The following is a 26356-nucleotide window of genomic DNA, read 5'->3' as shown; positions in this document are numbered from 1 at the left end:
AGACTTTCCTATATCGCCGATATCATCTGGCGCTAGCACGGTAAAATATTCAAAAACATTACAATTTCAGCACATACGCTTAATCTTAGCAATAAGTAAACCCTGCGGTATTCAGATGGATGAACAGATATTTAATACGCTTGATATTAGCGCCATAATTCCGGCAATGGCGCAATAAAAAAGCCTCATAATGAGGCTTTTGTTTGGATTAACACCCTATTTAAGTTCTTGTTCAAACAACTTATAAATACGGCGATATTCGTCCAACCAGCTAGACGGTTGACGGAAACCGTGGGGCTCGACGGGATAAATCGCCATTTCAAACATAGGTTTTTCCAATTCGATCAGATGCTGCACCATGCGCACGCTGTCTTGGAAGAAGACATTATCATCCATCACCCCACTCATGATCAGCAGCGGCTTTGTGAGTCCTTGGGCATGCTCGATAGGAGAACTGCGCTCATAGGCGATAGGATCGATATCGGGCGTATTTAAGATATTAGAAGTATAAGGCGCATTATAATGTGCCCAATCTGTCACCGGCCGCAGTGCAGCACCTGCTTGGAACAAGTCAGGGGCAGTGAACAAAGACATAAAGGTTAAGAATCCACCGTAGGAACCACCATAGGTCCCAACACGCTGCGTATCGACGTTCGTATTACTTCCCATCCAGCTAACGCCATCCTTTAAGTCCTCTACTTCTGGATGACCCATATTACGGTAAATCGCGGTGCGCCAATCGCGGCCATAGCCTTTAGAGCCACGGTAATCCATGTCCATCACCACATAACCTTGCTGAGTCAGTAGGTTGTGGAACATAAACTCGCGAAAATAACCGCTAAATCCATAGTCAGCGTTTTGCAGATAACCCGCACCGTGGTTAAAGATAACGGCTGGGTATTTCTCGGCGCGGGATTTATCGTAACCCTGAGGTAGATAAACGCGGGCGTACACTTTACCTGCGCCATGACTTGAAGGTACGGCAACCACCTCTGGCGCTTGCCATGAATAGTTTTTAAAGGCATCACTGGTATAGGAAGTTAACTGCTTTAATGCGCCGCCTATGGGTTGAATATAGAGTTCATTCGGCTGCGTACGGCGTGAAGCATTGAGTAATAGCTGAGTGCCATCTGGGCTTAGGCTGTAATCTAAGTTGCCATCCCACTGGGTTAATTGCTCATTCTTACCTGTGGTGAGATTTACGCGGTGCACATTATAAATACCAGGGTGGCTTTGGTTAGCCTTGTAGTAGATGTAGTTCGCATCGGGCGACAGCGTAATATCGCTCACCACAAACTGACCTTGAGTCAAGGCTCGCGGCTTTTCTCCCAGTGCTTTGATATAAAGCTGAGAATAACCGGTTTCTTCAGAGAGATAGTAAAGGGTGTCCGTACCTGGTAACCAGCCAAATTGGTTGTAGTCGTAATTCACCCAAGCGTCATCGTGCAAACGATGTTCGGTGATAAATTTACCCTTGGATAGATCGACGGTGGCGATCCAACGGTCTTTATTGTCGGTGGCTTCAACCATCACGGCGACCTTATTTTCAGACGCGTGCCACTGAATCGCGCTCTGCGTCCAGCCCCAGTCCTCCATTAATTGGATCTTCCGCGGCACTTTTGTGCTCTGATAGGTTTCACCTTTAGCCTTAGCATTTTCCGCTTTGACTTTCGCCAGCACGTCTTCATCGAAGCCAGTGAGCCCCTCGATAGTGATATCGACTTGTTTATGCTCATTTAAATCGAGCACCACAAAGCGCTGCCCAGGTGGAGTGTCTTCGGCGACACGGGCACGTACTGGCACAGGATCGATATACCCTTTGCTACCTAAGTAGTTCGGCATAATGTCGTGTTCACTGCTACCTGTGTAATTCTTATCCGTCAGGGCAAGTAAGATATAACGACCATCGGGTGACAGGCTAAGCTCTGACACCACTTCGCTATCACCTAAATACCAAGTGCTGGCGGCGAGCGTCGGGTCGCTTTTTTGCAATTCATCTTTAAACTGTTGTTTAGCCTTAGCGTTTTCCTGCTGCTGCGCCACATACTTAATTAATCTGTGTTGTTGCTTAGCAATATAAGTGCTCGGCTCTTTTACGCCTTCCGGCGCTTTGGCCATTTTGATTTCGGCAAGCTGTTCGACTAAGCCTGAACTCTGGTGAATTTGAAACACATTATCACCCTGCCAATAGGCGATATCGCCATTATTCAAATAACGCACACCATCGATGGCGCTGTGTTGACGGGTGAGTTGAGTGACCTTGCCGGAGCTTAATTGCTTAACAAAAATATTGCCTTGGTAAAGATAAACCTTATTGGATTTAGTCGGATCGAATGCGCCAAATTGCTGATCCGCAGCGTGTAATTTATCGAGGGCTAATTCAACCGCACGGCTATCATTGATGCCTTGCTGATAATAGCTAGGTAGAGGCGCAGCACTCGCTTGACGGGCAAAGAACACACTTTGGCTGTCATCGCTCCAATAAGCCTGTTTAGCGAAAATACCCATCCAATCGGGATTCGCCATAATTTGATTCAGCGTCAGCGGCTGTGAGACTTTAGGAGGTTGAGCCAAAGGAACTTGAAATGCGGGTTGATCTAATGTTGGAGCCGTTGTTTCGGTCGATGACGCCGCGCACCCCGCCAATACGGCAACCGCCAAGGCACTTAAACCCAAATGTCGCATTACGCTTTTCATTAATCCTTCCTTTTATCGTTATCGCAGCGGTGCGAGCAAAAGGGGCTCCCCAGTAGACTCGCAAACGGGCGTTGTTTTGCGGCAGTTATATCACACTTAGGCGACATATTTGCTTAAAAGGAGGAGAAATCTTGTAACAGAGATTGATAAATTGGTGGCTAAAGCGGCGCTCGCTTTTATGCTAAAGCGACAGATTGGGATAAAAAATTAGCTAAAAGTTCATGGCCTTGTTCAGTGAGAATCGACTCTGGGTGAAACTGCACCCCATAAAGCGGCAAGTTTTGGTGGCTTATGGCCATGATTTCTAAGCCATGGAGAGGATCATCAAACCAAGCATCCAATACAAAACCCTCGGGAACGGTATCAACCAATAGCGAGTGATAACGTGTCACAGTTAAGGGCTGATTCAAGCCTTTAAATAACCGTTCGCCACTATGACAAATAGCACTGACTTTCCCATGCATGACTCGTTGCGCCCGTATAACCTTAGCCCCAAAAACCTGCGCCATGGCTTGATGACCTAAGCACACACCTAAAATGGGGATACGGCCAGCAAAGTGCTCGATTGCCGCAAGGGAAATACCCGCTTCATTCGGTGTGCAGGGGCCAGGGGAAATCACTAAATGGGTTGGCGCGAGCGCGGCTATTTCATCTAGGCTAATTTCGTCGTTTCGCTTAACCACTATCTCTTGCCCTAGCTGCTGAAAATACTGCACTAGATTAAAGGTAAAAGAGTCGTAATTATCGATCATGAGCAACATACAAAATCCATGGGCTATACAAGATTACCCATTTGCTAATGGGCAATGCGGGCACAAATGCTACCACACCTTCCCCTTAAGGTTTAGCCGAAGGGATAAAATATAGCGACAAAAAAGCCAGTCACTTGACTGGCTTAGTTTTCAATTTAATTTTCAAAAAATTGCCGAGGCTATATAAATCCTGCTACTTAACGACAGTTAAGTGACTACGACGCTTAGGCGGCTGATCCGTTGGCTCTAGTGGTTTTTCCGCTGTATCGACCACGGATAGCACAGAATCTACTTCATCCTCCATCAGATATGCGTCTTCAATATCGAAGACTGTGCCTGCACCATTTTCACGGGCATAAATGGCAACAATCGATGCCATTGGCAATAATACCTGCTGGGGAACGCCCCCAAAACGTGCATTGAACTCCACAAACTCATTGCTAATTTGCAAATTGCCCACTGCGCCAGCTGCAATATTCAGCACTATCTGGCCATCCTTCACATACTGCTGCGGCACTTGAGTCCCTTTTACAAAGGCATCGACCACAACGTGAGGCGTTAATTGGTTATCCATCAACCAATCATAGTAAGCCCTTAGTAAATAAGGACGATTAGGAGTCAAAGGCTTCATTACATACCCATGCGCATTTCGCGTTCTGCTTCCGTTAAGGAGGCTTTGAACGACTCACGCTCAAAAATACGTGTCATATAGGCTTTGATATCTTTCGCTACGCGGCTATCTAATTCAATACCCAATACAGGTAAGCGCCACAATAGTGGCCCAAGATAGCAATCCGCTAGACCAAATTCTTCACTCATAAAGTAAGGAACTTCAGTGAAGACTGGCGCTATGGCAATCAAGCTTTCCGTCAGCTCTTTACGAGCCGCTTCAGCACGATCACCCTTGCGAATGCGATCAACCAGCGAATACCAATCAGTATCGATGCGGTGCATCATCAAACGGCTTTGGCCGCGGGATACTGGATAAACTGGCATCAGTGGTGGATGAGGAAAACGCTCATCCAAATATTCCATAATAATGCGTGATTCGTATAAAACGAGTTCACGATCTACCAAAGTTGGCACTGAGTTATAGGGATTTACTTCGAGCAAATCCTCAGGCATTTCATTAGGGTCGACCAGTAAAACATCAACAGTAACCCCTTTCTCAGCTAACACGATACGTACTTGATGGCTATACAGATCATCAGCACCTGAAAACAGTGTCATGATAGAGCGTTTGTTGGCAGCAACAGCCATTGATACCCTCCAGAATCGAAATAAAACAAAAGTAAACGAGGGGCAAAGCCCCCCGTTTACACTATGCGGATATTATATTTTACCCGTTATTGGTGCCTAGTGTACATCTTTCCAATACTCTTTCTTCAAGAGGTAGGCCACAATAAAGAATATAAACAGGAATCCGAGTACCCACCAACCCATAGCTTCACGCTCTAGTTTAACGGGTTCAGCCGAATAGACTAAGAAGCCCGTGATATCACGCACCGCTTGGTCATACTCTTCTGCGTTTAATTTACCGCCAGTGACCACAATACTGCCATCTTCTTGCTTAACAGGCATACCTTGTAACTCTTCGAGCACATGTGGCATACCTACAGATGGGAATACAGTGTTATTCACGCCAAATGGACGGCTTGGATCTTTGTAGAAGCCTTTGAGGTATGAATATACCCAATCTTCACCACGAACACGGGCCACTAAGGTTAAGTCTGGTGGCGTCGCACCAAACCACTTAGCCGCATCTTTCGGTGGAATCGCGTTTTGCATAAGCTCACCAATTTTAGCATCGGTAAACATATACTTATTACGCATATCATCCATAGAAATACCGATATCGGTCGCCACGCGCTCATAGCGTTGGTACTGAGTGCTATGACAGCCAGAACAATAATGTTGGAATAGGTCCACACCACGTTCTAAGGAAGCTTTATCATGCAGATCAACATTGGCGTCTTCTAAATGTACGTGTCCGCTCGCGGCAATTGCCAAGGTCGGCAACAAGGCAACTAATGCAATCAATAATTTTTTCATTAGTGTGTCAACCTCGCTGGAACAGGTTTAGTTTTTTCATTCTTGCTGTATACCCACAGCGCCACAAAGAAACCAAAGTAAGTAAAAGTAAATACCTGTGCAACTATCGTCAGTGTTGGTGTCGCAGGGACTACACCTAAGTAACCTAACACAATGAAAGACACTGCAAATTGCGCAATATTCAACTTGTGCAGCGTGCTACGGTAGCGGACTGACTTCACTTTACAGCGATCTAGCCAAGGCAACACAAACAGTACAGCAATCGACAGACCCATCATGATCACACCGCCCAATTTATCGGGAACGGCACGTAAAATGGCGTAGAAAGGTGTGAAGTACCAAACGGGTGCAATGTGCTCTGGGGTCTTCATCGAGTTAGCCGCTTCAAAGTTTGGCTTCTCAAGGAAGTAACCACCGCCCTCAGGGATAAAGAACAACACATAACAGAATACAATCAGGAAGCCAGCGACGCCCATGATGTCTTTTACTGTGTAATATGGGTGGAATGGAATACCATCAACTGGCCAGCCATTCTCGTCTTTGTTCTTCTTGATTTCGATACCGTCAGGGTTATTCGAACCCACTTCGTGCAGTGCAATTAAGTGTAAGAACACTAATACGACTAACACTAATGGCAGTGCGATAACGTGCAGCGCGAAGAAACGGTTCAGTGTCGCGCCAGAGATCACGTAGTCACCACGGATCCACAGGGTTAAGTCGTCACCAATAACAGGAATCGCACCGAACAGAGAAATAATTACCTGCGCGCCCCAGTATGACATTTGTCCCCATGGCAACAAGTAACCCATAAAGGCTTCAGCCATCAGTACGAGGAAAATCAACATACCGAATAGCCATAGCAGTTCTCTAGGCTTCTGATATGAACCGTAAATCAGACCACGGAACATATGCAGGTAGATCACCACGAAGAACGCAGAAGCACCCGTTGAGTGCATATAACGCAGCAACCAACCGTATTCAACGTCACGCATGATGTATTCAACAGAGGCGAAAGCGCCTTCTGCTGTTGGTACATAGTTCATCGTCAACCAGATACCCGTCAGTAATTGGTTAACCAATACCAACATCGCTAGCGAACCGAAAAAGTACCAAAAGTTAAAGTTAGTTGGTGTTGCATACTGTCCAACATGACGGTTATAAGTCGCCGTCATAGGGATGCGAGCATCAATCCAATTAATTAAATTCTTAACCATTACGCCACTCCTTTATCTACACCGATAATCACGGTGCCATCATCAACATATTGATGTGGAGGGATAACTAGGTTCAATGGAGCAGGTACGCCTTGGAAAACGCGACCAGCCATATCAAACTTAGAGCCATGACATGGACAGAAGAAACCAGAAGTGACACCTTCAACTTGCTCACCAAATGAATCTGGTAAATAAGTAGGTGAACATCCGAGGTGGGTACAAATACCAACGGCAATAAAATACTCTGGCTTGATTGAACGCAGAGGATTTGTTGCATAATCAGGCTGCTGCATTTCAGCAGAAGCAGGATCTCTTAACTTATCATCGTGGGTTGGCAGTTCATTGATCACGGCTTCTGTGCGACGGACAACCCATACAGGTTTTCCACGCCACTCAACACGGATCAGCTGACCTGGCTCTACTTTACTGATATTTACTTCGACCGGTGCACCTGCAGCTTTCGCTTTGGCACTCGGATTCCATGACTTGATGAAAGGAACCGCTACAGCGACGGCACCAGCACCACCTACTACGGCGGTTGCGGCTGTCAGGAATCTGCGACGTCCGGTATCGACTGGCGCATTGCTCATCCACTTATCTCCCAGAGGGTGTTGGAATTTTTGTTTTTCAAAGACTTTCCGCCCGGGGTCATCACCATGGGCAAAAATCGAAGTTTGAAGCGGGGCTCATTATAGCTAAAAATTAGAAGCAGATCATAGTGAAAACACGCAAGTAAGTTAGGGAGATTGCGTGTTTTTTAAAAAATGGACAAAAAAAGCACAACTTTTAACCTATTTCAACCTTCGTTGAGGATATTTTAAGCACATCCTCTTTTAGCTCGGCATAAAGCATGCATCACTAATGTAAATAAAGTCTCAGCCCCCCAAATCCATCGCCTCGAGATAAAAAAATAGGCCCTGTTAAACAGGGCCTATTTCAACGCGAATATTTAGCGATTATTTCTTAGGTGCAGTGCTCTTCATATATTTGAAGAATTCACTGTCGGGCTCTAATACCATGATATCTGAGTTGCCAGAGAAACTCTCACGATAGGCTTCTAAGCTACGGACAAAGCTGAAAAACTCAGGATCTTTGCTGTATGCATCAGAGTAAATCTTAGCCGCTAACGCATCACCTTCACCACGAATGGTCAATGCTTTACGTTCAGCTTCGGCAATCTTCACCGTCACATTAGCATCAATCGTTGCACGAATGATTTCAGATTGCTCTTTACCCTGTGCTCTGTGCTCTTTTGCCACAGCTTGACGCTCGGCACGCATGCGCTGGTAAATACTATTACTGACGTTAGCCGGTAAATTGATTTGCTTTACACGCACGTCAACCACTTCAATACCTAAGTCTTTAGCGCTTTCTGAAGCATTAGCGAGTGCATCATTTTGCAATTCATCACGCTTACCAGAAACAATTTCCTTGATAGTGCGACGACCAAACTCAGTACGTAAGTCGTTGTTGATCTTACGTTGTAACAGCGATTCTGCATTCGATTTAATACCACCATTTGTGGATAGGTAATACTTCTCGAAGTCAAAAATACGCCACTTCACATAGGAATCAACCATCAGATCTTTTTTCTCTGAGGTGACAAAGCGATCGGCTGCACCATCCAATGTCTGAATACGGGCATCGAGTAGCTTCACTTTATCGATCACTGGCACTTTAAAGTGCAATCCAGGACCAAAAACGCGAGTCACTTGGTTACCGTCAACATTGTCTTTTACGATTTCACCGAATCGCGCCACAATGGCTCGCTCGCCTTCGTTGACGACCATCATAGAAGATAAAACCACGCCTAAAACAACGGCGATAAGAATAATACCTAATCTACCCATGAATTAATCCCTCCCTTGGCGAGTACGATCATCGCGGGACGGACGTCCACTCAAAGGCTCACCAATGCGAGTCGTTGATACAGATGAAGAATTGACATTCTGCTGAGGCTTAGGTTCAAGATCAGGTGTCGCTGTCTTCTCTTTCATTAACTTGTCTAACGGCAAGTACATTAAGTTGCCATTGTTTTTGGCATCAATCAGCACTTTGTTGGTCTCCGTCATCACCTGCTGCATTGTATCTAAATACAAGCGTTTACGAGTGACTTCAGGCGCCGCTTGGTACTCAGGTAACAGCAACTCAAAACGAGCAACCTTACCGCGAGCTTCTAGGATTTCACGCTCTTTATAGGCATTAGCTTGTTGCGCCATGCGTTCCACTTCACCACGTGCTTTGGGTTCAATTTCACGGGCATAGGCTTCAGCTTCACGAATAAAGCGCTGTTCATCTTCTTGGGCAGAAATAGCATCATCGAAGGCATCTTTCACTTCTTCTGGCGGACGCGCAGGTAAGAAGTTAACGTCGACAACCTCAAGGCCCAATTTGTACGGTTCAAGAATACGTTCTAATTCTTTCCAAGTGTCGCGACGAATAGCATCACGGCCCGTGGTCAGAATATCGTCCATCTTGTTATGACCAATCACATAACGCAGGGCGCTATCGGTCGCTTCACGTAAGCTGGCATTGGCATCAACCGCACTGAATAGATACGAGTACGCATCTAAAATACGATACTGCACATCAAGCTCAACTTTCACGACGTTTTCATCGGATGTCAGCATGCTACCAGACGCTGGAATAGAGCGAACCGATTGAATGTCGACGGGATAAATCTGGTCGATAAAGGTCGCTTTCCAGTGAAGGCCAGGGCCAATTTCACCATTGTGTTGACCAAAACGCAGTGCTACACCACGCTCAGCCTCTTTAATTGTGTAAAAACCCGAGAGTCCCCAAACAGCTAAAGCAATGGCAAGAATGATGATTAAGCCAAACGAACTAAAGTTCTGGCCTGATGAGCCATTGCCTTTGCCGCCAAAGCGCTTTGAAAGATTACGAAAAACCTCATCAAGGTCCGGTGGTCCTTTGTCGTTACCACCTTTATTTCCCCAAGGATCATTACCCTTGTTACCGGGCTCGTTCCAAGCCATTTAACACTCCATAAGTGGATGAAATAAATTAGATTATTAACAAACAGCCTTTTCTATCGACGTATCGAAGATAAAGGTTTCTAACTCACCCTGACTCTGTTTAGCTAATCGGCGCCAATCGGCGTCCGATAAACGAACAGACAAAATACAGTTCCCCAGATCGTCGTACTCTTTCTGCTGTATCGCATCCAGTCGATAAAACTGGCCAAGATAATGTCCAGCAGTTGCCGGAATTCTAAGTGTTAACTCCCTAATGACCTCACCAATAAGCTCAGTGATAGCCTTGAGGAGTAAATCAAACCCCAAACGCTTTTGTGCCGAAACCCATACGCGAACAGGCTTGCCTGTATCGTCATACTCGATTCGAGGTGTCACATCTTCAAGCAGGTCAATTTTATTACAAACGACCAGCTGCATGACTTCATCGGCTTCGATGTCTTTCAGCACATTTTGCACTTGTTCAAAATTATCCGCCATATTTTCATCTGCACAATCAACAATATGCAGTAGTAATTCCGCCTGACGAGTCTCCTGTAGCGTTGCCTTAAATGCGGCGACGAGATCGTGTGGCAGATGACGAATAAACCCCACTGTATCCGCTAATATCACGGCACCATCGGGTAAATCGAGCTTTCTAAGCGTGGGATCGAGTGTGGCAAATAACTGATCGGCTGCATAAACGTCTGACGAGGTTAACGCATTGAACAAGGTTGATTTGCCCGCGTTGGTATAACCTACCAATGAAACCGTTGGCATTTCGCTGCGCTTACGGGCGCGGCGGCTCTGCTCACGTTGCTTATCAACTCGCTCTAAGCGCTTATTGATATTTTTAATCCGCCCCCTGAGCAGACGTCTATCGGTTTCAAGCTGAGTTTCCCCAGGCCCACGTAAACCAATACCGCCTTTTTGGCGCTCAAGGTGAGTCCAACCACGCACAAGGCGAGTCGACATGTGACGCAATTGCGCTAGCTCCACCTGCAACTTACCTTCGTGAGTCCGTGCACGTTGAGCAAAAATATCCAAAATAAGCGTGGTCCGGTCCAATACTCGGCACTGGCACACTTGCTCAAGATTACGCTCTTGGGCAGGACTCAAGGCGTGGTTAAAAATCACCACATTGGCCTCAGTCGCAGCCACAAGTGCGGCTAATTCTTCGGCTTTTCCAGATCCCACAAAAAACTTGCGGTCTGGTGAGCGTCGACTTCCAGTAATGACCCCGACTGAACGCGCGCCAGCGGACTCAACGAGTAGCTGTAGCTCGACTAAGTCTTCTCGGCGTTCCTCATCGGAAAAGTCGATATGGACAAGAACCGCTGTTTCTCCCGCCTCATAACGATCAAACAAGAAGCAAACTCCTCAAATAAAACTTATTCACCACTAGGCATATCATCCTGCGCGCCGTATCCGCCCTGGGCATTTTGATGGCCAGTAACGTTGAATGGACGAGCGGGAACCACGGTAGAAATAGCGTGTTTGTAAACCATTTGGCTCACTGTGTTTTTCAACAGAATGACAAATTGATCAAACGACTCTACCTGTCCCTGGAGTTTAATGCCGTTTACCAAGTAAATTGATACAGGAACGCGCTCGCGGCGCAGTGCGTTCAAAAATGGGTCTTGTAAAGATTGCCCCTTAGCCATTTTATTATTTCCTTTTTAATTTATATAAAAATAAATCTATATCAGTGAAGTTTTTTGTTTAGTTTTAGTATTATACAGCAAGGGCTAATAAGCTAGCGGCATTGACGCATAAGTGTAACTAAATTCCCCTCAGCACCACTTTCAAGCCAATTCAACTCTGGCCAACTGCGCAACCATGTTAATTGACGCTTAGCCAATTGCCTAGTAGCTGCAACTGCTTTTTCGACCATAGTATCATAGTCAAACTCACCATCGAGGTACTGCCAACATTGTCGATATCCCACACAACGCATTGATGGTAAATCTAAATGCAGGTCATTTCTCGTTTTTAGCTGCGTAACTTCATCAATAAAACCTTGCTGCAACATGATCTTAAAGCGCTGCGCTATTAAGTCATGTAACACTTTACGCTCGCGGGGGGCAATGGCAAATTGCACCACATCGTAGGGCAAAGGTGCTGACTTAGTGTGTGTCAGCTCAGTCAGACTCTTGCCGCTTATTCTATAGACTTCCAGCGCTCTTGAAAGCCTTTGTGGATCATTAGGATGAATTCTTTCTGCCGACACGGGATCTATCTCCCGTAATTGGTCGTGCAGCACGTCCCACCCCTTAGTGTCCGCCTCGGCTTGGATCTCTGCCCGTATCGCTTCATTGGCACTGGGAAGCGGTGATAATCCTTCTAATAACGCCTTAAAATACATCATGGTGCCACCGACCAATAGGGGTGTTTTTCCCATGCTGATAATTTGTTCAATCTCTGCCAGTGCATCGGTTCGAAAATCGGCAGCCGAGTAACTTTCGGCCGGATCGCGAATATCGATTAAGCGATGCGGCCAACGGGCTAATTCTTCAGCCGAAGGTTTGGCGCTGCCAATATCCATACCACGATAAATCAGGGCGGAGTCAACTGAGATAATTTCACAGTTGTGTTTCTCGGCCAACTCTAGTGCTAAAGCCGTTTTCCCCGAGGCCGTAGGCCCCATAAGGAATAACACTTTAGGCTGTTGTTTTTTATTCACTTGCTTGCTCTTCTAGCCACGACTGCCAAGGTAAGGATATTGCATTTTTGGTGATATACTGTCTTTTCTCTTCACTTAACTGACAAAATGCAGCCCAGATCTCAGGCGCTGACACAAATCCCGCTAGACTCTGCTCCGCCAGCCACACAGCTAATGCATTGGGTGCTGGCGCCTCAAAACGCAGCGATTGTAACCACTCGGGGATCACCTTAGCCAACGGGCTGTCCCTGAGATATGGGGGCACTTTTTTAATTATCAACTGCTGGTAACGAATTGTCAGTTCTAATCCCAGTTGACGTATTAAGGTCTCGTGCTCATCGATTAACGACTGCCACTCAGTATCGGCAGCGACCGATACTGGCATCAATAAAGGCTGCCCAATCAACCCTGTAGCCAGTTTCATTTCAATTTCATGGCAGCGGATCGCTAATGCTGCAGACTCAATACGTAATAAACTTAATTTTGGCCCATCAGTAAATACCCAAAATTGTCCATCGAGTATCGCAGGCATAGGTTGCGCTGGTTGATACACCTTATCCTGCACGCTGTAGGATGGGGTTTGCAATAACGCACCATAGCTTGCAATTGCGGCCTTTGAAGGCAGCTCAGTACGCGGTCGAGCTCCCCCTGCCGCACCACTGCGAGTCTCCCTTGGCACAGCCATGCTCCCAAAGGCGTTGCTATGAATCACAGTTCCAGCGCGAGTCCTTGGAATGTCAGCAGAACGAGATCCAGCTAATGCCGTTTCAGTTTGACTCTCCCTAGACGTATCAACCCAGGCGAGGCTGTCTTTCGCATCTGAAGATTTAAGCTCGAAAGCAGAATGCGCTGGCTGGCTAACATGAAGATTATCTTCTAGTTGTGGCGAGTTTGGTTCAAAACTGAACTCGCCAGCTTCCTCTAGCGCCGATTGCAACGCCTGCAAAATATAATCATGCACATAACGGCTCTGATGGAACCTGACTTCATGCTTAGCGGGGTGGACATTGACATCCACTTGATGGGGGTCGATGTCCAACATCAGTACATAACCTGGCTGTTCAAGTTCGGCTTTTTGCGCAAAGGCTTGACGCACCGCATGATTCACAAGACGGTCACGCACCAGTCGACCATTCACATAGAAATAATGGGTGTCTGTAAGCACGGTTGACCAAGGCGACTGCAAATAACCACTTAGGCGCAGATCATCATGCTGGCATTCAACCCGCAGCGCCTCATCGGCAAATTGCCGTCCGGCGACCTGCGTCAGCCGCTGTAAATATTGAGGCTCATTCATCGCGGGGCGATAGTTACGCACCGTTTTACCATTGTGAGTCAAGGTAAAATGGATATCTCCCCGTACTAATGCGATACGTTTTAACCATTCATCGATATGGGTAAATTCGGTTTTATCACTCTTTAAGAAGCGTCTACGAGCCGGGGTATTGAAAAATAGATCCATCACTTCAATGGTCGAGCCCACGGGATGAGCGGCGGGCATCACCTTAACCGCCATATCGGCCCCTTCGGCCTGGGCTTGCCAAGCTTCGGTTTGCTTAAGCGTGCGTGACGTTAAGGTTAAGCGAGAGACTGAACTAATACTGGCGAGCGCTTCCCCGCGAAAGCCAAAACTTAAGATAGCTTCGAGATCGTCCAGCGTATGCAATTTGGATGTTGCATGGCGTGATAATGCTAAGGCAAGTTCGTCCTTTGGGATCCCCGAGCCATTATCACGGATCTTGATAAGCTTACTGCCTCCCCTATCGATTTCAATATCGATGCGCGTCGCACCCGCATCTAAGCTGTTCTCGACTAGCTCTTTGACGACTGAAGCAGGCCTTTCAACGACTTCGCCGGCGGCAATCTGGTTGGCCAGTTGTGGAGGAAGGATCTGAATACCCATAGTTTTTTCCATGTTAGCTCTCAGGGATCACTAGGGTTTGGCCTAACTGCACTACATCGGATTTCATTCCATTCGCTTGTTTAATACTGGACATAGACACACTGTAGCGCAGCGCGATTGCAGATAAAGACTCACCGCGACGGACCTTATGCTTAACCTTTGTCGGAGCAGTATCATCAACATAGGCTGTAGGGGTTCTTTCCGTCGGGGTTCTTTCCGTCGGCGTTTTTTCGGTTGATGCTTTTGTAGTTGTTTTTACTGACTTAGCACTGCTGGAACTTCCACCCCGCCTTTGGGCAAGTAAGGTATCCGCTGGCGGATTATTATGATAGTAACGACTCACACCCTTATAAATAGCATTGGCGATGCTCTCTTGATGACGACTGCTCGATAACAAACGTTCTTCTTTGGGGTTTGAAATAAAACCTGTTTCCACCAAGATTGAAGGAATATCCGGCGACTTTAACACGGCTAAACTCGCGGACTCGGGGCGACTCTTATGCAATTGTGTCACGCCGCCTAGATCTTTTAAAATATCCCCCGCAACGGAGTGGCCAATGGCCATGGAGCTGTTCATGGACATATCGAGCAATGTCATTGCAAGATATTGTTCATTATCGGTATTTTGGATAATCTCCCCCGCACCACCAAGCAGTTCTGAATGCTTTTCTTTTTGCTCTAACCAGCGACCAATTTCACTATTGGCACGACGCATGGAGAGCACCCATACGGAGGCTCCACGGGGATTGGGTGAAGTAAAAGCATCCGCATGGATAGAAATCAACAGGTCCGCCTTACTGTTACGAGCCAGTTCCGAGCGTTTATTTAAATTCACAAAATAATCGCCGGTACGGATCATCACGGCACGCATCCCAGGCGTGTCATTAATTTTACTCGAAACCCGCCGCGCAATTTCAAGGGCGACCTTCTTCTCGTATACCCCAGAAGGGCCAATTGAACCGGGATCGTCACCACCGTGGCCGGCGTCGATAGCAATCACAATATCACGGGAGGATTGCGCCGCTTGGGTCACCGTTTTAACCGGGGTTGATGATACAACTGCCGTTGCCGTAGTGACGGTTTTATCTTCGAGGTCTACCACCAGACGATTGCCGTAAGGCGCGGTAACGGGTAGGGAAAATAAGTTGGCGTTTAACGGTTTAACCAGATCGATCACTAAGCGCAAATCACCTTTGGTCGGGGATTTACTCACCCGGATCCCTTTAACCAACTTGCTATTATTATCGATATTTTTAAGGTTTAGCTTAGTCGATGCCTTTTTAAGATCGACCACTAAGCGATTCGGGCCATCGATGGAAAAGTGTGTGTAGTTTGGTGCTTCACTTAAGTCGAATACGACGCGGGTCGATTCCGGGGCGGCCCAAATACGTACGCCTTCTAACTGATTTGCCGCATGGGCAGACACAGTAAAAAAGGCACACAATAAAACAGTAATAATTTGAAAGTAATGCTTATTTTTAGTCATTGTTGTTTTTATTTTATCGCGGCTAATAGCTTTTTACCTGATTCTGATAAAGCTTGGATTTGGATTTCACGCCCAGTATTGGCATAACTTAAATGCAGGTGGATATCGGCATCGGGCAACAAACCTTCTCCTTTATCAGGCCATTCCACTATACACAGGCTCTTATGGGTAAAGTAATCGCGGATCCCCATAAACTCGAGTTCTTCAGGATCGTTTAAACGATACAAATCAAAATGATAAACTTCGACACCATCAAGCTCATAAGGTTCAACTAAAGTGTAAGTCGGGCTTTTAACTGCACCTTTATGGCCCAACCCCTGAATTAAGCCGCGACTCAAAGTCGTCTTACCGGCACCCAAATCACCCGTTAAATACAGAGTCAAAGGCGCTTGAACATGGCGAGCCAATTTTTGCCCTACCGCAATGGTGTCGTCTTCGTTTTTTAAAAAAAAGGTTAACTCTGTCATTTCCACTTATATCACTACTATTGTTGATGGATGAGGTTGCTCAAGCATAAAAAACCAGCAATGGCCTATGCTTGAGTCTCACATACCGCCTAGAGTAAATCACTATTCACTAATTGGCGAATAAAAGGCATTAAATCACTCGCTAACATGCCCCGTTCACCTTGTACTGCGGCAAGATCCGCAGCGCAGCCATGGACAACCACCCCAACGACGGTTGCCTGCATATTATCCATTCCCTGTGCCATGAGCGCACCTATAATACCAGATAACACATCCCCACACCCACCACTGGCAAGCCCAGGGTTACCCACAGGTGCGACAACCATTTGCTTACCGTCGAAAATCACAGTACCCGCGCCCTTTAAAAGCACTACACCGCCATACTTCTGCTGCATTGCGCGCACGGCGGCAAATCTGTCCTGCTCAATATCAGCGACAGAGCACCCCAATAAACGGGCGGCTTCCCCTGGATGGGGCGTTAACACCCAATTTGTTTGCCTGCGAGGTTCATTACTGAGCAGATTCAATGCATCGGCATCTAATACACAGGGTTTATCACTCAGGCCCACCGCTTTAAATAAGTTATAACCCCAATCATGTTTACCCAGCCCAGGCCCAAGCACTATAACTTGAGCCCAACCAAGACGCAGATACACCTCCATATCCACGAGATCGCAGCCCCAAAACATCAATTCAGGACGGGAAACATTGACTGTTAGTTGATGTTCGGGGCGACTTATCACTGTGACCAACCCAGCTCCTGCACGTAAACAGGCTTCACTGGCAAGACGTATAGCCCCAGCCATACCGATATCACCACCAATCAGAGTCACTTTGCCCGATTGCCCCTTATGACTATCCCTCGCACGGGCGGCAAAATAGCCTTTTAGCATTTCTCTGCCAACACGTAAGGCGTTGCAATCTCTAAAGAATGGCGTTAAACCTAGATCGGCAAATTCAATAAAACCGCTATAGTGCCGCGCCTTGCTGGTGAGTAACCCCTGTTTTATACCGCCAAAACATAGGGTCACATCGGCCATAACAGCAACCCCCGCAACAGTCCCCGTATCGGCAATAATTCCCGACGGGAGATCTAGGCTCAATACCCAGGCAGTACTTTGGTTAACGGCGTGGATCAACTCTGCCGTTTCCTCCCGTACACTGCCCTGCACGCCAGTCCCAAGCAGACCATCAACTATGATCTCTGCCTGTAGAATATCTTCAGTTTTAATGGATTGAGCCGTACCACCTTGATTAAGGTAAGCCGTTAATGCCTGTTCAAACTCGTCGCTGCCAGTAGTTTTGAGCAACATGACACAAACCGAGATCCCCGCCTCAAGCAAAAGCCGAGCACAGACTAAGGCATCGGCACCATTATTACCGCTGCCAACGAGGATTGAGACTGTTTTAGATTGAATACCGCCCCGCTCGGCACAATGTTTAACCAAACATTCAAAAGCAGCACGACCCGCCCGCTCGACCAAGCCATAAAATGTCGACTCACCCTCAGTCACTGCGAGCAACTCAGCTTCCCTAATTTGCTGCTGGGTATAAAGCGCCGTGGGTAATCTTGATAAATCTTGTGCCATAGATAAGCTCCTGCGCCACCAAAGAATAAATATCTCGCTTCATCACTCAACCCATTGAACGCATTGATTCAATCGTCTTACTGATAAAGGATTAAACACCGTTCATTAGATCAAGAAAGTAGCAAAAACCGCTCCGCCAAATTATGACGTAAATCAGTTGCTGAGCGAAAATATCCACGGGATGGCAATAAAAAAGCCGCGATAGAAACAACAAAACCAGCAATCAGCTGGCTTTGTTATAGGGAATGGCAGTTTGAGCTAGATATCATCCATCCGAATTGTGCTATGGACTAAGCGTTGTTGCTGCGTTTTCTCCACCCGGATTAAGTCGGCCAATGCGCTACGGGCATCCTCTGCCGTAGTCGAATTAACGGTTTTCTCCAATAGGCCAATGAGGCGATTTTCCAAGTCGAGATGCAAATTAAGCACATCTTCTTCATTCATATTTGCGGGCAACATTGTGTCTTGGCAGCGCTTGGTAAAGTCTTCAAATACAAAGTCTTTATACCAAGTATCTAGGATGCGGTGAGGAGCATCGTCCATATAATCACGCAGGTTCTCCGCCACCTTTTTTTGATGGGACTCAAAATATTCCAACATCATTTTCACTCGAGCCGAATCGGCTTGATTCATGAGCCGGCCATAGAGTTGCGCCATATCTAAGCGACAATTTGCCACATACTCGAGTAGATCACGCAATTGTTGAATACGCATATAATGCACTCCACTGTCAGGCCAACAACTTGGCGCTATTAACTTTGTCTGTGTTCATTATGTGAGTAAAAGTGCTAAGAATATTTGAACAAGGTCATAATTTAACTTTCGCAACGCCATCTAATTTAGGCATTCTTGAAGAAACAAGGCGCAGATCACGCATTAGCCTAGCTGTTTTAATTATCACAAAATGAAAAACATAGCCGAAAACAGCAACTGAGCTAATGTCGCATTTACAGCTAAAGGATGGAATAGTTTGAAATTTAGAGCGACGTGATTTTAATCAAAAGCGGTTCGAACCGATGACCTATACCTTGACTAATTTAACAATCACAAAGGTATCGCCACACTAAGAACTCAACTGAGCTAATGTCGCATTTACAGTTAAAGGCTAGAATAGTTTGAAATTGGAGCGACGTGATTTTAATCAAGAGCGGTTCTAACCGATGACCTATACCTTGGAAAAAAAAGGTATCGCCATATTAAGAGCGCAACTGAGCTAATGTTGGATTGACATTTAAAGATTGGAATTTGGAGCGACATATCGGGTTCGAACCGATGACCTATACCTTGGCAAGGTATCGCTCTACCAACTGAGCTAATGTCGCATAATTTGGAGCGACATATCGGGTTCGAACCGATGACCTATACCTTGGCAAGGTATCGCTCTACCAACTGAGCTAATGTCGCATAATTTTGTATTTAATGACTTGGTAAATCACTAAAATTGTATTTGGAGCGACATATCGGGTTCGAACCGATGACCTATACCTTGGCAAGGTATCGCTCTACCAACTGAGCTAATGTCGCCTTTTGTATCGCTGCTACATTTGCCTTCAACCTTCAACATTAACAAAGGTATCGTCTTTCAACCCTTGCCAACTGAGCTAATGTCGCAATCACTTATATGTTCGGCGCTTCATGTCCGCATCAAAAAGTTGAGGCCGCATTATATGAAAAATTCATGCGGCTGCAACCCCTTCTTGCAGATTTATCTGCTGATCGGTCAAATTTTAAATACTTTGCTGCGATAATATTGTAATTCAGCGATCGATTCTTGAATGTCCTGCAGTGCTTGGTGGGTTCCTTGCTTCTTAAAACCCGCCATAGTCTCAGGGCTCCAGCGTCTCACTAGCTCTTTTATCGTACTGACATCAAGGTTGCGATAATGGAAGTAATCCTCCAATTCACGCATATAACGATTTAAGAAGCGCCTATCTTGGCCAACACTGTTGCCACACATAGGGGAAGCGCCTTTAGGCACATATTGCTCTAAAAAAGCAATCGTCTTAGCAATGGCTTGTGCTTCGTTATCTTGGCTTGCACGCACACGGTCAATCAGCCCAGATTCGCCATGGTGTTTTTGATTCCAATCATCCATGGCCGCCAGTACGTCATCCGACTGATGAATGGCGATCACAGGGCCTTGACCGATAATATTGAGTTCTTGGTCCGTTACTAATGTGGCAATTTCAATGATCCTGTCTACATCGGGCTCTAGTCCCGTCATCTCTAGGTCAATCCAAATGAGATTATTTGCATCTGCCGCCATAAATCTGCCTTATTGTGTCAGTTAGCCTAAATTCAGGCATTTTTATTCAAGAGCGTGTATCATACTGCTTTTTTCCAACACAAAAAATCACCTAATTGACGAAGAAGAATCAGTGAGTAAAAAGAAACCCCTAAGCCAAGGTCAATTACGCCGTATGCGTGCCAATCACGAGAAACGACTCAATCGTGACAACGGCGAAAAAAACACGCCAGAGTTACAGGATAGTTCACTCGGAGCCGAACAGAGCGGCACTGTGATTTCCCGTTTTGGCCAACATGCCGATATCGAAACCGAAGACGGCCAGATAGTACGTTGCAATATTCGCCGAACCATTAATAGTTTAGTCACTGGCGACAAGGTCGTTGTGCGTTTAGCCATTGAGAGCCAAGCCAACAGCGGTATCGCGGGTATCGTTGAAGCCGTTCACCCTAGACGCTCTTCGCTAACACGCCCAGATTTATACGATGGCGTTAAGATTATCGCCTCGAATATCGACCAGATTTTAATTGTGTCCTCGGTATTACCCAGCTTTACCACCCAAATTATCGACCGCTACCTAGTCGCCGCCGAAGATACCGACATTCCGCCTATCATCGTTTTGAATAAAATTGACTTACTCAACCCAGATGAAGCCCTGGCAATAGATGAAGCGCTACAGCGCTATAAAGATATTGGCTATCCGGTTTATAAGGTCAGCAGCAAGTTAGGCGAAGGTATCGATACCATCAAGGGCTTACTTAAGGATAAAGTCAGCGTATTTGCGGGTCAGTCTGGTGTAGGTAAATCTTCTATCATCAATGCGCTATTGCCGGATGCGGATCTCTTAGTGGGTGATGTTTCCGATAACTCGGGTTTAGGTCAGCACACGACGACCACGGCCAAGCTATTGCATTTGCCCAGTGGCGGCGATTTGATTGACTCCCCCGGCGTACGTGAATTTGCCCTGTGGCACTTACCCGCACAGCGTGTAGGCTGGTGCTTTATCGAATTCCGTGACTTTTTAGGTGGCTGTAAATTCCGCGACTGCAAGCACGGTGATGACCCAGGTTGCGCATTAAAAGCCGCTGTTAATGAAGGTAAAATTAGTGAAGATCGCTTCAACAATTACCACCGCATTATTGCCAGCCTAGATGAGCAACGCCATGCGCGACATTTCCGCGCCGCGGCGGATGAATAACAACTTATTGATGAATAACAACGGTCTCAGCACAGATTGAGCGGTAAGAAAAGGAATTAAAATTGGATAAAGTCAAAATTGCCCTGCAGTACATGCTGCCAAAACACCTATTATCACGTTTAGTGGGTAAGCTCGCCGCCGCGCAAGCTGGCGCCTTGACCACAGCCGCCATCAAGTGGTTTATCAAGCAATATAAAATTGATATGAGCGAAGCGGCCCAGAGCGAACCTGAGGCTTACACCAGCTTCAATGACTTTTTTACCCGAGCCTTAAAACCAGGGATCCGCCCCATCAACCCAAATCCCCAAATTATGGTGCATCCGGTGGACGGCGCGGTTAGCCAACTGGGGCCAATCAAAGATGGGCGTATTTTCCAGGCTAAGGGCCACCACTACTCTTCGCTCACCTTATTGGGCGATCAAGCCGAAGATGCCAAGCGCTTCGAAGGCGGTGATTTCGCGACTATCTACTTAGCGCCTAAGGATTACCACCGTATCCATATGCCAATTAAAGGCACTTTATCGAAGATGACCTATGTGCCCGGCGAGCTATTTTCGGTCAATCCATTAACCGCAAGACACGTTCCCGGCCTTTTCGCCCGTAACGAACGTGTGGTGGCGATTTTTGAAACCGAGCTAGGCCCCCTGGCTATGGTGTTAGTTGGCGCGACTATCGTTGCCAGCATTGAAACCGTCTGGGCCGGCACCATCACACCACCTACAGGTAAGCAAGTGTTCACTTGGGAATACCCCACTGTGGGGCCAGATGCCATCACCTTAGATAAGGGCGATGAAATGGGCCGCTTTAAATTGGGCAGTACTGTGGTGATGCTATTTGCTAAAGACGCGATTGACACCTTTGCCGAAGGGGTTGAAGCCGAGGCGGTAACCCGTATGGGCCAAGCCTTTGCCAATCTTAACGGTGTAAAATCAGCGGACTAAGCGTTTTTGAGTGCATCGAATGTGAGTGCTGCTAAATCCTCAGGATTAATCGAGTTACATCTTGCTGTGCTGATGTTTGGCGGCACAGCATTGTTCTCAAAACTCATACCCTTAAGTGCACTCGATATCACCCTCTTGCGCTGCTGCGTCGCCTCCGTGGTTTTAGGCCTATTGGTAAAATTTCGCCGTCAGCACTTAACCTTGGCGAGCAAACAAGATTATCTGGTTGCTATCGGTTTAGGCGTAATTGTGAGCCTGCATTGGGTCACCTATTTTGCCGCTATGCAGCTCTCCTCCGTTGCCATAGGCATGATTGCCTTTTTTACCTATCCTGTGATGACAGTGATTGCCGAGCCTCTGCTAACGGGGCATAAAATCAAACCCCAGGATATTGCTAGCGGCGTATTAGTGCTCATCGGGGTGATTTTATTGATCCCCGAGGCCAATCTTGGCAATGATACCACCCTAGGGATCGCTATCGGCATTCTCTCGGCCATGTTATTTACCGCCCGAAATTTGCTGCAAAAACGCTACTTTACCCAATACTCTGGCCCCCATGCGATGTTTTACCAGACCTTAGTAGCCGTGGTTTTTTTGTTGCCTTGGCATGAGGCCGACCTTAACAGTATTCCATTAGATGTCTGGGGATTAATTATCCTGCTTGGTGTGGTATTTACCGCGGCACCCCACGCATTGTTTACCTCGGCACTGCGGCACTTAAGTGCAAAAACCGTCGGGCTCGTCTCCTGTTTACAACCCTTTTATGGTGCCATGCTGGCGCTGGTGATTTTGGGTGAAGAATTGAGTCTCACAACCCTGATTGGCGGCACGATAATCGTTGCCACGGCAATTTTTGAAACCCACCAGTCGCATCAATCACAGCGGCAAAAAAAGAAGCACTGAAACATACCAATCTCAGCCTAAGTTGGCTAAGATGAGTGCGCCATTTTCCCCGAGTTGTTTTTAGTCGATATGCTACGTATTTTATTGTTCGTTATTGCTTTTTTCTCTTTCCACTCCTTAGCCAATTCGCCCTTGCAGTTGGATAAACGTCTTGGTTTAAACAACCAAAATCAGCAACAAGCCATTAGCATTGATGAACAAATTGCTGAGCTAAAAAACAACATCGATAGACTGGCGGCGGAGGCGGCAAGTTTCCAGCAGGCTCAACTGGATTTTGAAAAAAATAAAAAGACCATTAATCAAGATCTCAAAGAAGCAGCAGTACAACTTAAACTGAAAAAAGGCACAGATCTCAGCCAACAGGCATCGATGGCCTATTTACGCTTGTCGGAATTAAAGGAAAGTGAGTCTACCTTAGGCAATCAAGTCAATGAGTTATTGCAGCGCCATAATCTTTTACCCTCTGTAATTGCCACGGCAAGGCAGAATGTGCTGCAAAGCAAGAAGTCTGAGCTTGCGCCCTTAGATACCCCAACGGGGGAATTGCAGCAAACCCAGCGGATCTTCCTAGAACAGACCCTAACGACCAATGAAGCGGAACTCGCCAGCAGCCAAAAGCGTATCGAACTGACCCAATTACAATTGCAGTTAGTACGGCAGCAGTTGATCCAACAGGAAGCCTTGATTGAAGCCATCAACAAGGCCATGAATAAACAGCGCCAACAGCAAACCGATGCAACCTTAGCCAAAAATCTGGTTGCGACGGATAAAGCCGTCGATCCTGTGACGCGCAATATTATCGATACCAACCAGATCTATGGCCAAAAACTGCAAACCTTAACCTTGCAAATCAACAATGTGATTGAGCAGCAGGAACAAGCCGAGATCCAATATCAATCCCAAGCTAAGCAACTGGCGAATATTCAAGAACAAATTACTTGGGTAAAAATGAATTCCGCCTTCGGTGAACGCTTCTTGCAAATGCTGCAATCACTGCCTAAGCCACCCAACCACGAAAAACTGCAAACGCTTATCGCCGATGCGCGCTTAGACAGATATCACCTTGAGCAACAGCAAGCGCTTAATGAACAGGAATTAGAGCAGCCAAGCCACTACACTGATGCACAAATTAAGCTGCTTAACTCCCAGCAAGTGCTGCTCACACAGTTAATGCAAGGTTATGATCAATACCTGAGTGAACTTGGCAAACTTAAGGTAAATTATCAACAGCTTAGCCAGCAAAACCTCACACTTAAAAATACCCTTAACGAACATTTATTCTGGGTGCCTAATGCGGCCAGTATCAATAAATTATGGCTGACAGATGTCCAGCGCAGCACCCTATGGTTAGTGCAACAAGCGCAGTGGGAACAACTCAATGAAGCCTGGCAAGAGCAAAACGACTATTGGTCATGGTGGATCATTCTGCTGGTGCTGTGTCTCGTTATCCAAGATCTCGTGACACCTAAATTTAATCGGCTACTCACCCATTACGCTACCTATGTGGGTAACGTGACCCAAGATAAGTTTATTTACACCCTAAAAGCACTTATTTGCAGCATTGGTTATGCCTTAATCAAACCTCTGCCTGTGGTCATTGCCGGGTGGATTTTCTACCAATCCGACCGCAACTTCGTGCAGGCCGTGGGGATGGGGATTTTGGCCATTGGCCTAGTGTATTTATTGTATCGTTTGATTTTTATCTTGGCCCTCAATAAGGGCGTTTTGGTTGGACACTTTAAGCGCCCCTCAAAACTTATCCAAGCGGGCCAATTTCGGCTGAAGCACTTTGTGTTAGTCGTGAGCCCCCTATTGGGATTAATGGGGTTTACCGAAGTATTAGACGCCTCTTTAGTGCGTAACAGCATAGGCCGAGGCGCATTTATCCTCTTTTGTATTATGTTGTTCTTGCTCTACAAGGACATTCTCATCCTGAGCCGTCAAAATATCGATAGTCAAAAAGACGGTAAGAATAAGAAGCTGCTGCAAAAAATGCTCTGGGCCCTATTGATTTCGGTGCCGCTACTGAGTGCTGGACTTGCCTTCAGAGGCTACTACTTTACCGCCTTCCAGATGCTGCTACAGCTGCAACTGTCGTTAATATTAGGCCTAGGCTTTTTACTGCTATATCAACTCATTAAACGTTGGATGTTGATCGAACGCCGGCGTATCGCCTTCGACCGTGCTAAGGCCAAACGTGCCGAACGACTAGCCCAACGGGAAAAAGGGGAAACACACCATCCATCCAATGATGGCCTAGACACCTACGAGGAACCCGTTGTCGACCTCGAAACTATTTCGAGCCAGTCCCTAGGCTTAGTCCGCTCACTGTTGCTGCTCGCATTTTTAGCCAGCTTGATTGGCCTCTGGACTCAAACCCACACGGCACTGTTTTCCTTCCTCGATGGCATCACCCTGTGGACCACTAACACTAGCATTAATGGTTTAGAACAACAGTTACCTATCACCATGAAATCCCTGATGTTTGGATTAATCATTGTAGGGTTTTCATTGATGATAGCGACCAATCTTCCCGGATTATTAGAGCTGATGATCCTCCAACGGCTCGACCTTACGCCCGGCACCGGATTTGCGATTACCACGGTCAGCCGCTATTTAGTGGTCTTTTTAGGCCTATTGATTGGCTTTTCAAACCTTGGGATGGAATGGTCCAAACTGCAGTGGTTAATTGCCGCATTATCACTCGGTCTAGGTTTTGGTTTGCAGGAGATTTTTGCCAACTTTATCTCGGGTCTGATTATTCTGTTTGAAAAACCCGTGCGCATTGGCGATACGGTCACTATCCGCGATCTCACCGGCACTGTGAGTAAAATTCAGATCCGCGCTACGACGATTATCGACTGGGATAGAAAGGAAATTATTATTCCCAATAAAGCCTTTATCACCGAACAGCTGATCAACTGGTCGCTATCCGATCCTATTACTCGAGTGATAGTGTATGTCGCGGTTGCAAGGGACTCGGATCCCGCAAAAGTCGAGGCGACCCTCTATCAAGCGGTGCAGGAATGTGAAGATGCGCTGCCAAATCCAGAGCCTGAGGTTTGGTTTGCAGGTTTTGGTAAGCACACCCAAGATTACGAGGTGCGCGCCTACGCCAAAGATATGTCGGCTCGCTGGCCACTGCGCCATGATCTTCATAAACGCATCACTAAAAAGCTCAAAGAAAACAATTTAGAACTCGCCTATCCGCAAATGGAAATCCATATCAAAAATGGCCAGAATCGCGATCAGGTCGGCATTATTCGAAGTTAACA

22 protein-coding genes and 3 tRNA genes are annotated in these 26356 nt (G+C 46.6%); 4 read left to right on the top strand and 21 right to left on the bottom strand.

The features are described from left to right. Positions 1-216 precede the first annotated feature (216 nt). From JFT56_RS03210 to orn, 21 genes are all read right to left on the bottom strand, one after another. On the bottom strand, positions 217-2697 hold the full coding sequence (locus JFT56_RS03210; RefSeq protein ID WP_198782279.1) for a S9 family peptidase: 2481 nt from the start codon (positions 2695-2697) through the stop codon (positions 217-219). Between the two features lie 176 nt (positions 2698-2873). Next, on the bottom strand, positions 2874-3458 hold the full coding sequence (locus JFT56_RS03205) for an anthranilate synthase component II (protein WP_198782278.1): 585 nt from the start codon (positions 3456-3458) through the stop codon (positions 2874-2876). 184 nt (positions 3459-3642) lie between these two features. Then, positions 3643-4080, bottom strand: coding sequence for a ClpXP protease specificity-enhancing factor (locus tag JFT56_RS03200; protein WP_198782277.1), 438 nt, complete (start codon positions 4078-4080; stop codon positions 3643-3645). Beyond that, positions 4080-4709, bottom strand: a complete 630-nt coding sequence (gene sspA / locus JFT56_RS03195) for a stringent starvation protein SspA (protein WP_198782276.1) — start codon at positions 4707-4709, stop codon at positions 4080-4082. The genes JFT56_RS03200 and sspA overlap by 1 nt, the downstream gene beginning before the upstream one ends. A gap of 96 nt (positions 4710-4805) precedes the next feature. Continuing rightward, positions 4806-5501, bottom strand: a complete 696-nt coding sequence (locus JFT56_RS03190) for a cytochrome c1 (protein WP_198782275.1) — start codon at positions 5499-5501, stop codon at positions 4806-4808. After that, complete coding sequence (locus JFT56_RS03185) at positions 5501-6715, bottom strand: cytochrome b (protein ID WP_198782274.1); 1215 nt, start codon at positions 6713-6715, stop codon at positions 5501-5503. The genes JFT56_RS03190 and JFT56_RS03185 overlap by 1 nt, the downstream gene beginning before the upstream one ends. Beyond that, positions 6715-7305, bottom strand: a complete 591-nt coding sequence (gene petA / locus JFT56_RS03180; RefSeq protein ID WP_198782273.1) for a ubiquinol-cytochrome c reductase iron-sulfur subunit — start codon at positions 7303-7305, stop codon at positions 6715-6717. Before petA ends, JFT56_RS03185 begins: the two co-directional genes overlap by 1 nt. Positions 7306-7671: 366 nt before the next feature. Then, on the bottom strand, positions 7672-8565 hold the full coding sequence (gene hflC, locus JFT56_RS03175) for a protease modulator HflC (protein ID WP_198782272.1): 894 nt from the start codon (positions 8563-8565) through the stop codon (positions 7672-7674). 3 nt (positions 8566-8568) lie between these two features. After that, entirely contained in the window at positions 8569-9711 is a 1143-nt protein-coding gene (gene hflK / locus JFT56_RS03170; protein ID WP_198782271.1) for an FtsH protease activity modulator HflK, read from the bottom strand. Between the two features lie 36 nt (positions 9712-9747). Further along, positions 9748-11055 carry a ribosome rescue GTPase HflX gene (gene hflX, locus JFT56_RS03165; protein WP_198782270.1) on the bottom strand — a complete coding sequence of 436 codons (1308 nt, stop codon included), beginning with the start codon at positions 11053-11055 and terminating at the stop codon, positions 9748-9750. A 23-nt stretch (positions 11056-11078) separates the two neighbouring features. Next, entirely contained in the window at positions 11079-11351 is a 273-nt protein-coding gene (gene hfq / locus JFT56_RS03160) for an RNA chaperone Hfq (RefSeq protein ID WP_198782269.1), read from the bottom strand. A 92-nt stretch (positions 11352-11443) separates the two neighbouring features. Continuing rightward, complete coding sequence (gene miaA / locus JFT56_RS03155; RefSeq protein WP_198782268.1) at positions 11444-12370, bottom strand: tRNA (adenosine(37)-N6)-dimethylallyltransferase MiaA; 927 nt, start codon at positions 12368-12370, stop codon at positions 11444-11446. Next, positions 12363-14252, bottom strand: coding sequence for a DNA mismatch repair endonuclease MutL (mutL, locus tag JFT56_RS03150; RefSeq protein ID WP_198782267.1), 1890 nt, complete (start codon positions 14250-14252; stop codon positions 12363-12365). Before mutL ends, miaA begins: the two co-directional genes overlap by 8 nt. Before the next feature lie 13 nt (positions 14253-14265). Further along, positions 14266-15738 (bottom strand): N-acetylmuramoyl-L-alanine amidase, encoded by a 1473-nt coding sequence (locus tag JFT56_RS03145; RefSeq protein ID WP_198782266.1) that lies wholly within the window; start codon positions 15736-15738, stop codon positions 14266-14268. An 8-nt stretch (positions 15739-15746) separates the two neighbouring features. After that, positions 15747-16205: a tRNA (adenosine(37)-N6)-threonylcarbamoyltransferase complex ATPase subunit type 1 TsaE gene (tsaE, locus tag JFT56_RS03140; protein ID WP_198782265.1), complete on the bottom strand. Its 459-nt coding sequence runs from the start codon at positions 16203-16205 to the stop codon at positions 15747-15749. An 89-nt stretch (positions 16206-16294) separates the two neighbouring features. Next, positions 16295-17794, bottom strand: a complete 1500-nt coding sequence (locus tag JFT56_RS03135) for an NAD(P)H-hydrate dehydratase (RefSeq protein WP_198782264.1) — start codon at positions 17792-17794, stop codon at positions 16295-16297. Between the two features lie 258 nt (positions 17795-18052). After that, on the bottom strand, positions 18053-18508 hold the full coding sequence (locus JFT56_RS03130; protein ID WP_198782263.1) for a hypothetical protein: 456 nt from the start codon (positions 18506-18508) through the stop codon (positions 18053-18055). Positions 18509-19040: 532 nt separating this feature from the next. Further along, positions 19041-19116: transfer RNA gene (locus tag JFT56_RS03125), tRNA-Gly, on the bottom strand. A 6-nt stretch (positions 19117-19122) separates the two neighbouring features. Continuing rightward, positions 19123-19198, bottom strand: a tRNA-Gly gene (locus JFT56_RS03120). Positions 19199-19242: 44 nt separating this feature from the next. Beyond that, positions 19243-19318: transfer RNA gene (locus JFT56_RS03115), tRNA-Gly, on the bottom strand. 196 nt (positions 19319-19514) lie between these two features. Further along, on the bottom strand, positions 19515-20060 hold the full coding sequence (gene orn, locus JFT56_RS03110; protein WP_198782262.1) for an oligoribonuclease: 546 nt from the start codon (positions 20058-20060) through the stop codon (positions 19515-19517). Positions 20061-20172: 112 nt separating this feature from the next. Between orn and rsgA the strand changes: the two genes are divergently transcribed. From rsgA to JFT56_RS03090, 4 genes are all read left to right on the top strand, one after another. After that, the gene (rsgA, locus tag JFT56_RS03105; protein ID WP_198782261.1) at positions 20173-21237 is read left to right on the top strand and encodes a small ribosomal subunit biogenesis GTPase RsgA; all 1065 of its coding nucleotides are present in this window, start codon (positions 20173-20175) and stop codon (positions 21235-21237) included. A 62-nt stretch (positions 21238-21299) separates the two neighbouring features. Further along, complete coding sequence (gene asd, locus JFT56_RS03100) at positions 21300-22178, top strand: archaetidylserine decarboxylase (RefSeq protein WP_198782260.1); 879 nt, start codon at positions 21300-21302, stop codon at positions 22176-22178. Between the two features lie 21 nt (positions 22179-22199). Then, a complete protein-coding gene (locus JFT56_RS03095) occupies positions 22200-23081 on the top strand; it encodes a DMT family transporter (protein ID WP_198783486.1) in 882 nt (293 codons plus the stop codon). A gap of 69 nt (positions 23082-23150) precedes the next feature. Further along, the gene (locus JFT56_RS03090; RefSeq protein WP_198782259.1) at positions 23151-26354 is read left to right on the top strand and encodes a mechanosensitive ion channel domain-containing protein; all 3204 of its coding nucleotides are present in this window, start codon (positions 23151-23153) and stop codon (positions 26352-26354) included. Positions 26355-26356 lie beyond the last annotated feature (2 nt).

This window comes from Shewanella putrefaciens (genome assembly GCF_016406305.1).
GTDB classification, from domain to species: Bacteria; Pseudomonadota; Gammaproteobacteria; order Enterobacterales; family Shewanellaceae; genus Shewanella; species Shewanella putrefaciens_C.
The sequence above is the reverse complement of the archived record's forward strand: the minus strand, read 5'-3'. Positions and strand labels throughout refer to the sequence as shown.

Coding starts and splice junctions, on each gene's coding strand:
- JFT56_RS03210 (WP_198782279.1), bottom strand. CDS start 2,697: ATGAAAAGCGTAATGCGACATTTGGGTTTAAGTGCCTTGGCGGTTGCC.
- JFT56_RS03205 (WP_198782278.1), bottom strand. CDS start 3,458: ATGTTGCTCATGATCGATAATTACGACTCTTTTACCTTTAATCTAGTG.
- JFT56_RS03200 (WP_198782277.1), bottom strand. CDS start 4,080: ATGAAGCCTTTGACTCCTAATCGTCCTTATTTACTAAGGGCTTACTAT.
- sspA (WP_198782276.1), bottom strand. CDS start 4,709: ATGGCTGTTGCTGCCAACAAACGCTCTATCATGACACTGTTTTCAGGT.
- JFT56_RS03190 (WP_198782275.1), bottom strand. CDS start 5,501: ATGAAAAAATTATTGATTGCATTAGTTGCCTTGTTGCCGACCTTGGCA.
- JFT56_RS03185 (WP_198782274.1), bottom strand. CDS start 6,715: ATGGTTAAGAATTTAATTAATTGGATTGATGCTCGCATCCCTATGACG.
- petA (WP_198782273.1), bottom strand. CDS start 7,305: ATGAGCAATGCGCCAGTCGATACCGGACGTCGCAGATTCCTGACAGCC.
- hflC (WP_198782272.1), bottom strand. CDS start 8,565: ATGGGTAGATTAGGTATTATTCTTATCGCCGTTGTTTTAGGCGTGGTT.
- hflK (WP_198782271.1), bottom strand. CDS start 9,711: ATGGCTTGGAACGAGCCCGGTAACAAGGGTAATGATCCTTGGGGAAAT.
- hfq (WP_198782269.1), bottom strand. CDS start 11,351: ATGGCTAAGGGGCAATCTTTACAAGACCCATTTTTGAACGCACTGCGC.
- mutL (WP_198782267.1), bottom strand. CDS start 14,252: ATGGGTATTCAGATCCTTCCTCCACAACTGGCCAACCAGATTGCCGCC.
- JFT56_RS03145 (WP_198782266.1), bottom strand. CDS start 15,738: ATGACTAAAAATAAGCATTACTTTCAAATTATTACTGTTTTATTGTGT.
- tsaE (WP_198782265.1), bottom strand. CDS start 16,205: ATGACAGAGTTAACCTTTTTTTTAAAAAACGAAGACGACACCATTGCG.
- JFT56_RS03135 (WP_198782264.1), bottom strand. CDS start 17,794: ATGGCACAAGATTTATCAAGATTACCCACGGCGCTTTATACCCAGCAG.
- JFT56_RS03130 (WP_198782263.1), bottom strand. CDS start 18,508: ATGCGTATTCAACAATTGCGTGATCTACTCGAGTATGTGGCAAATTGT.
- orn (WP_198782262.1), bottom strand. CDS start 20,060: ATGGCGGCAGATGCAAATAATCTCATTTGGATTGACCTAGAGATGACG.
- JFT56_RS03090 (WP_198782259.1), top strand. CDS start 23,151: ATGCTACGTATTTTATTGTTCGTTATTGCTTTTTTCTCTTTCCACTCC.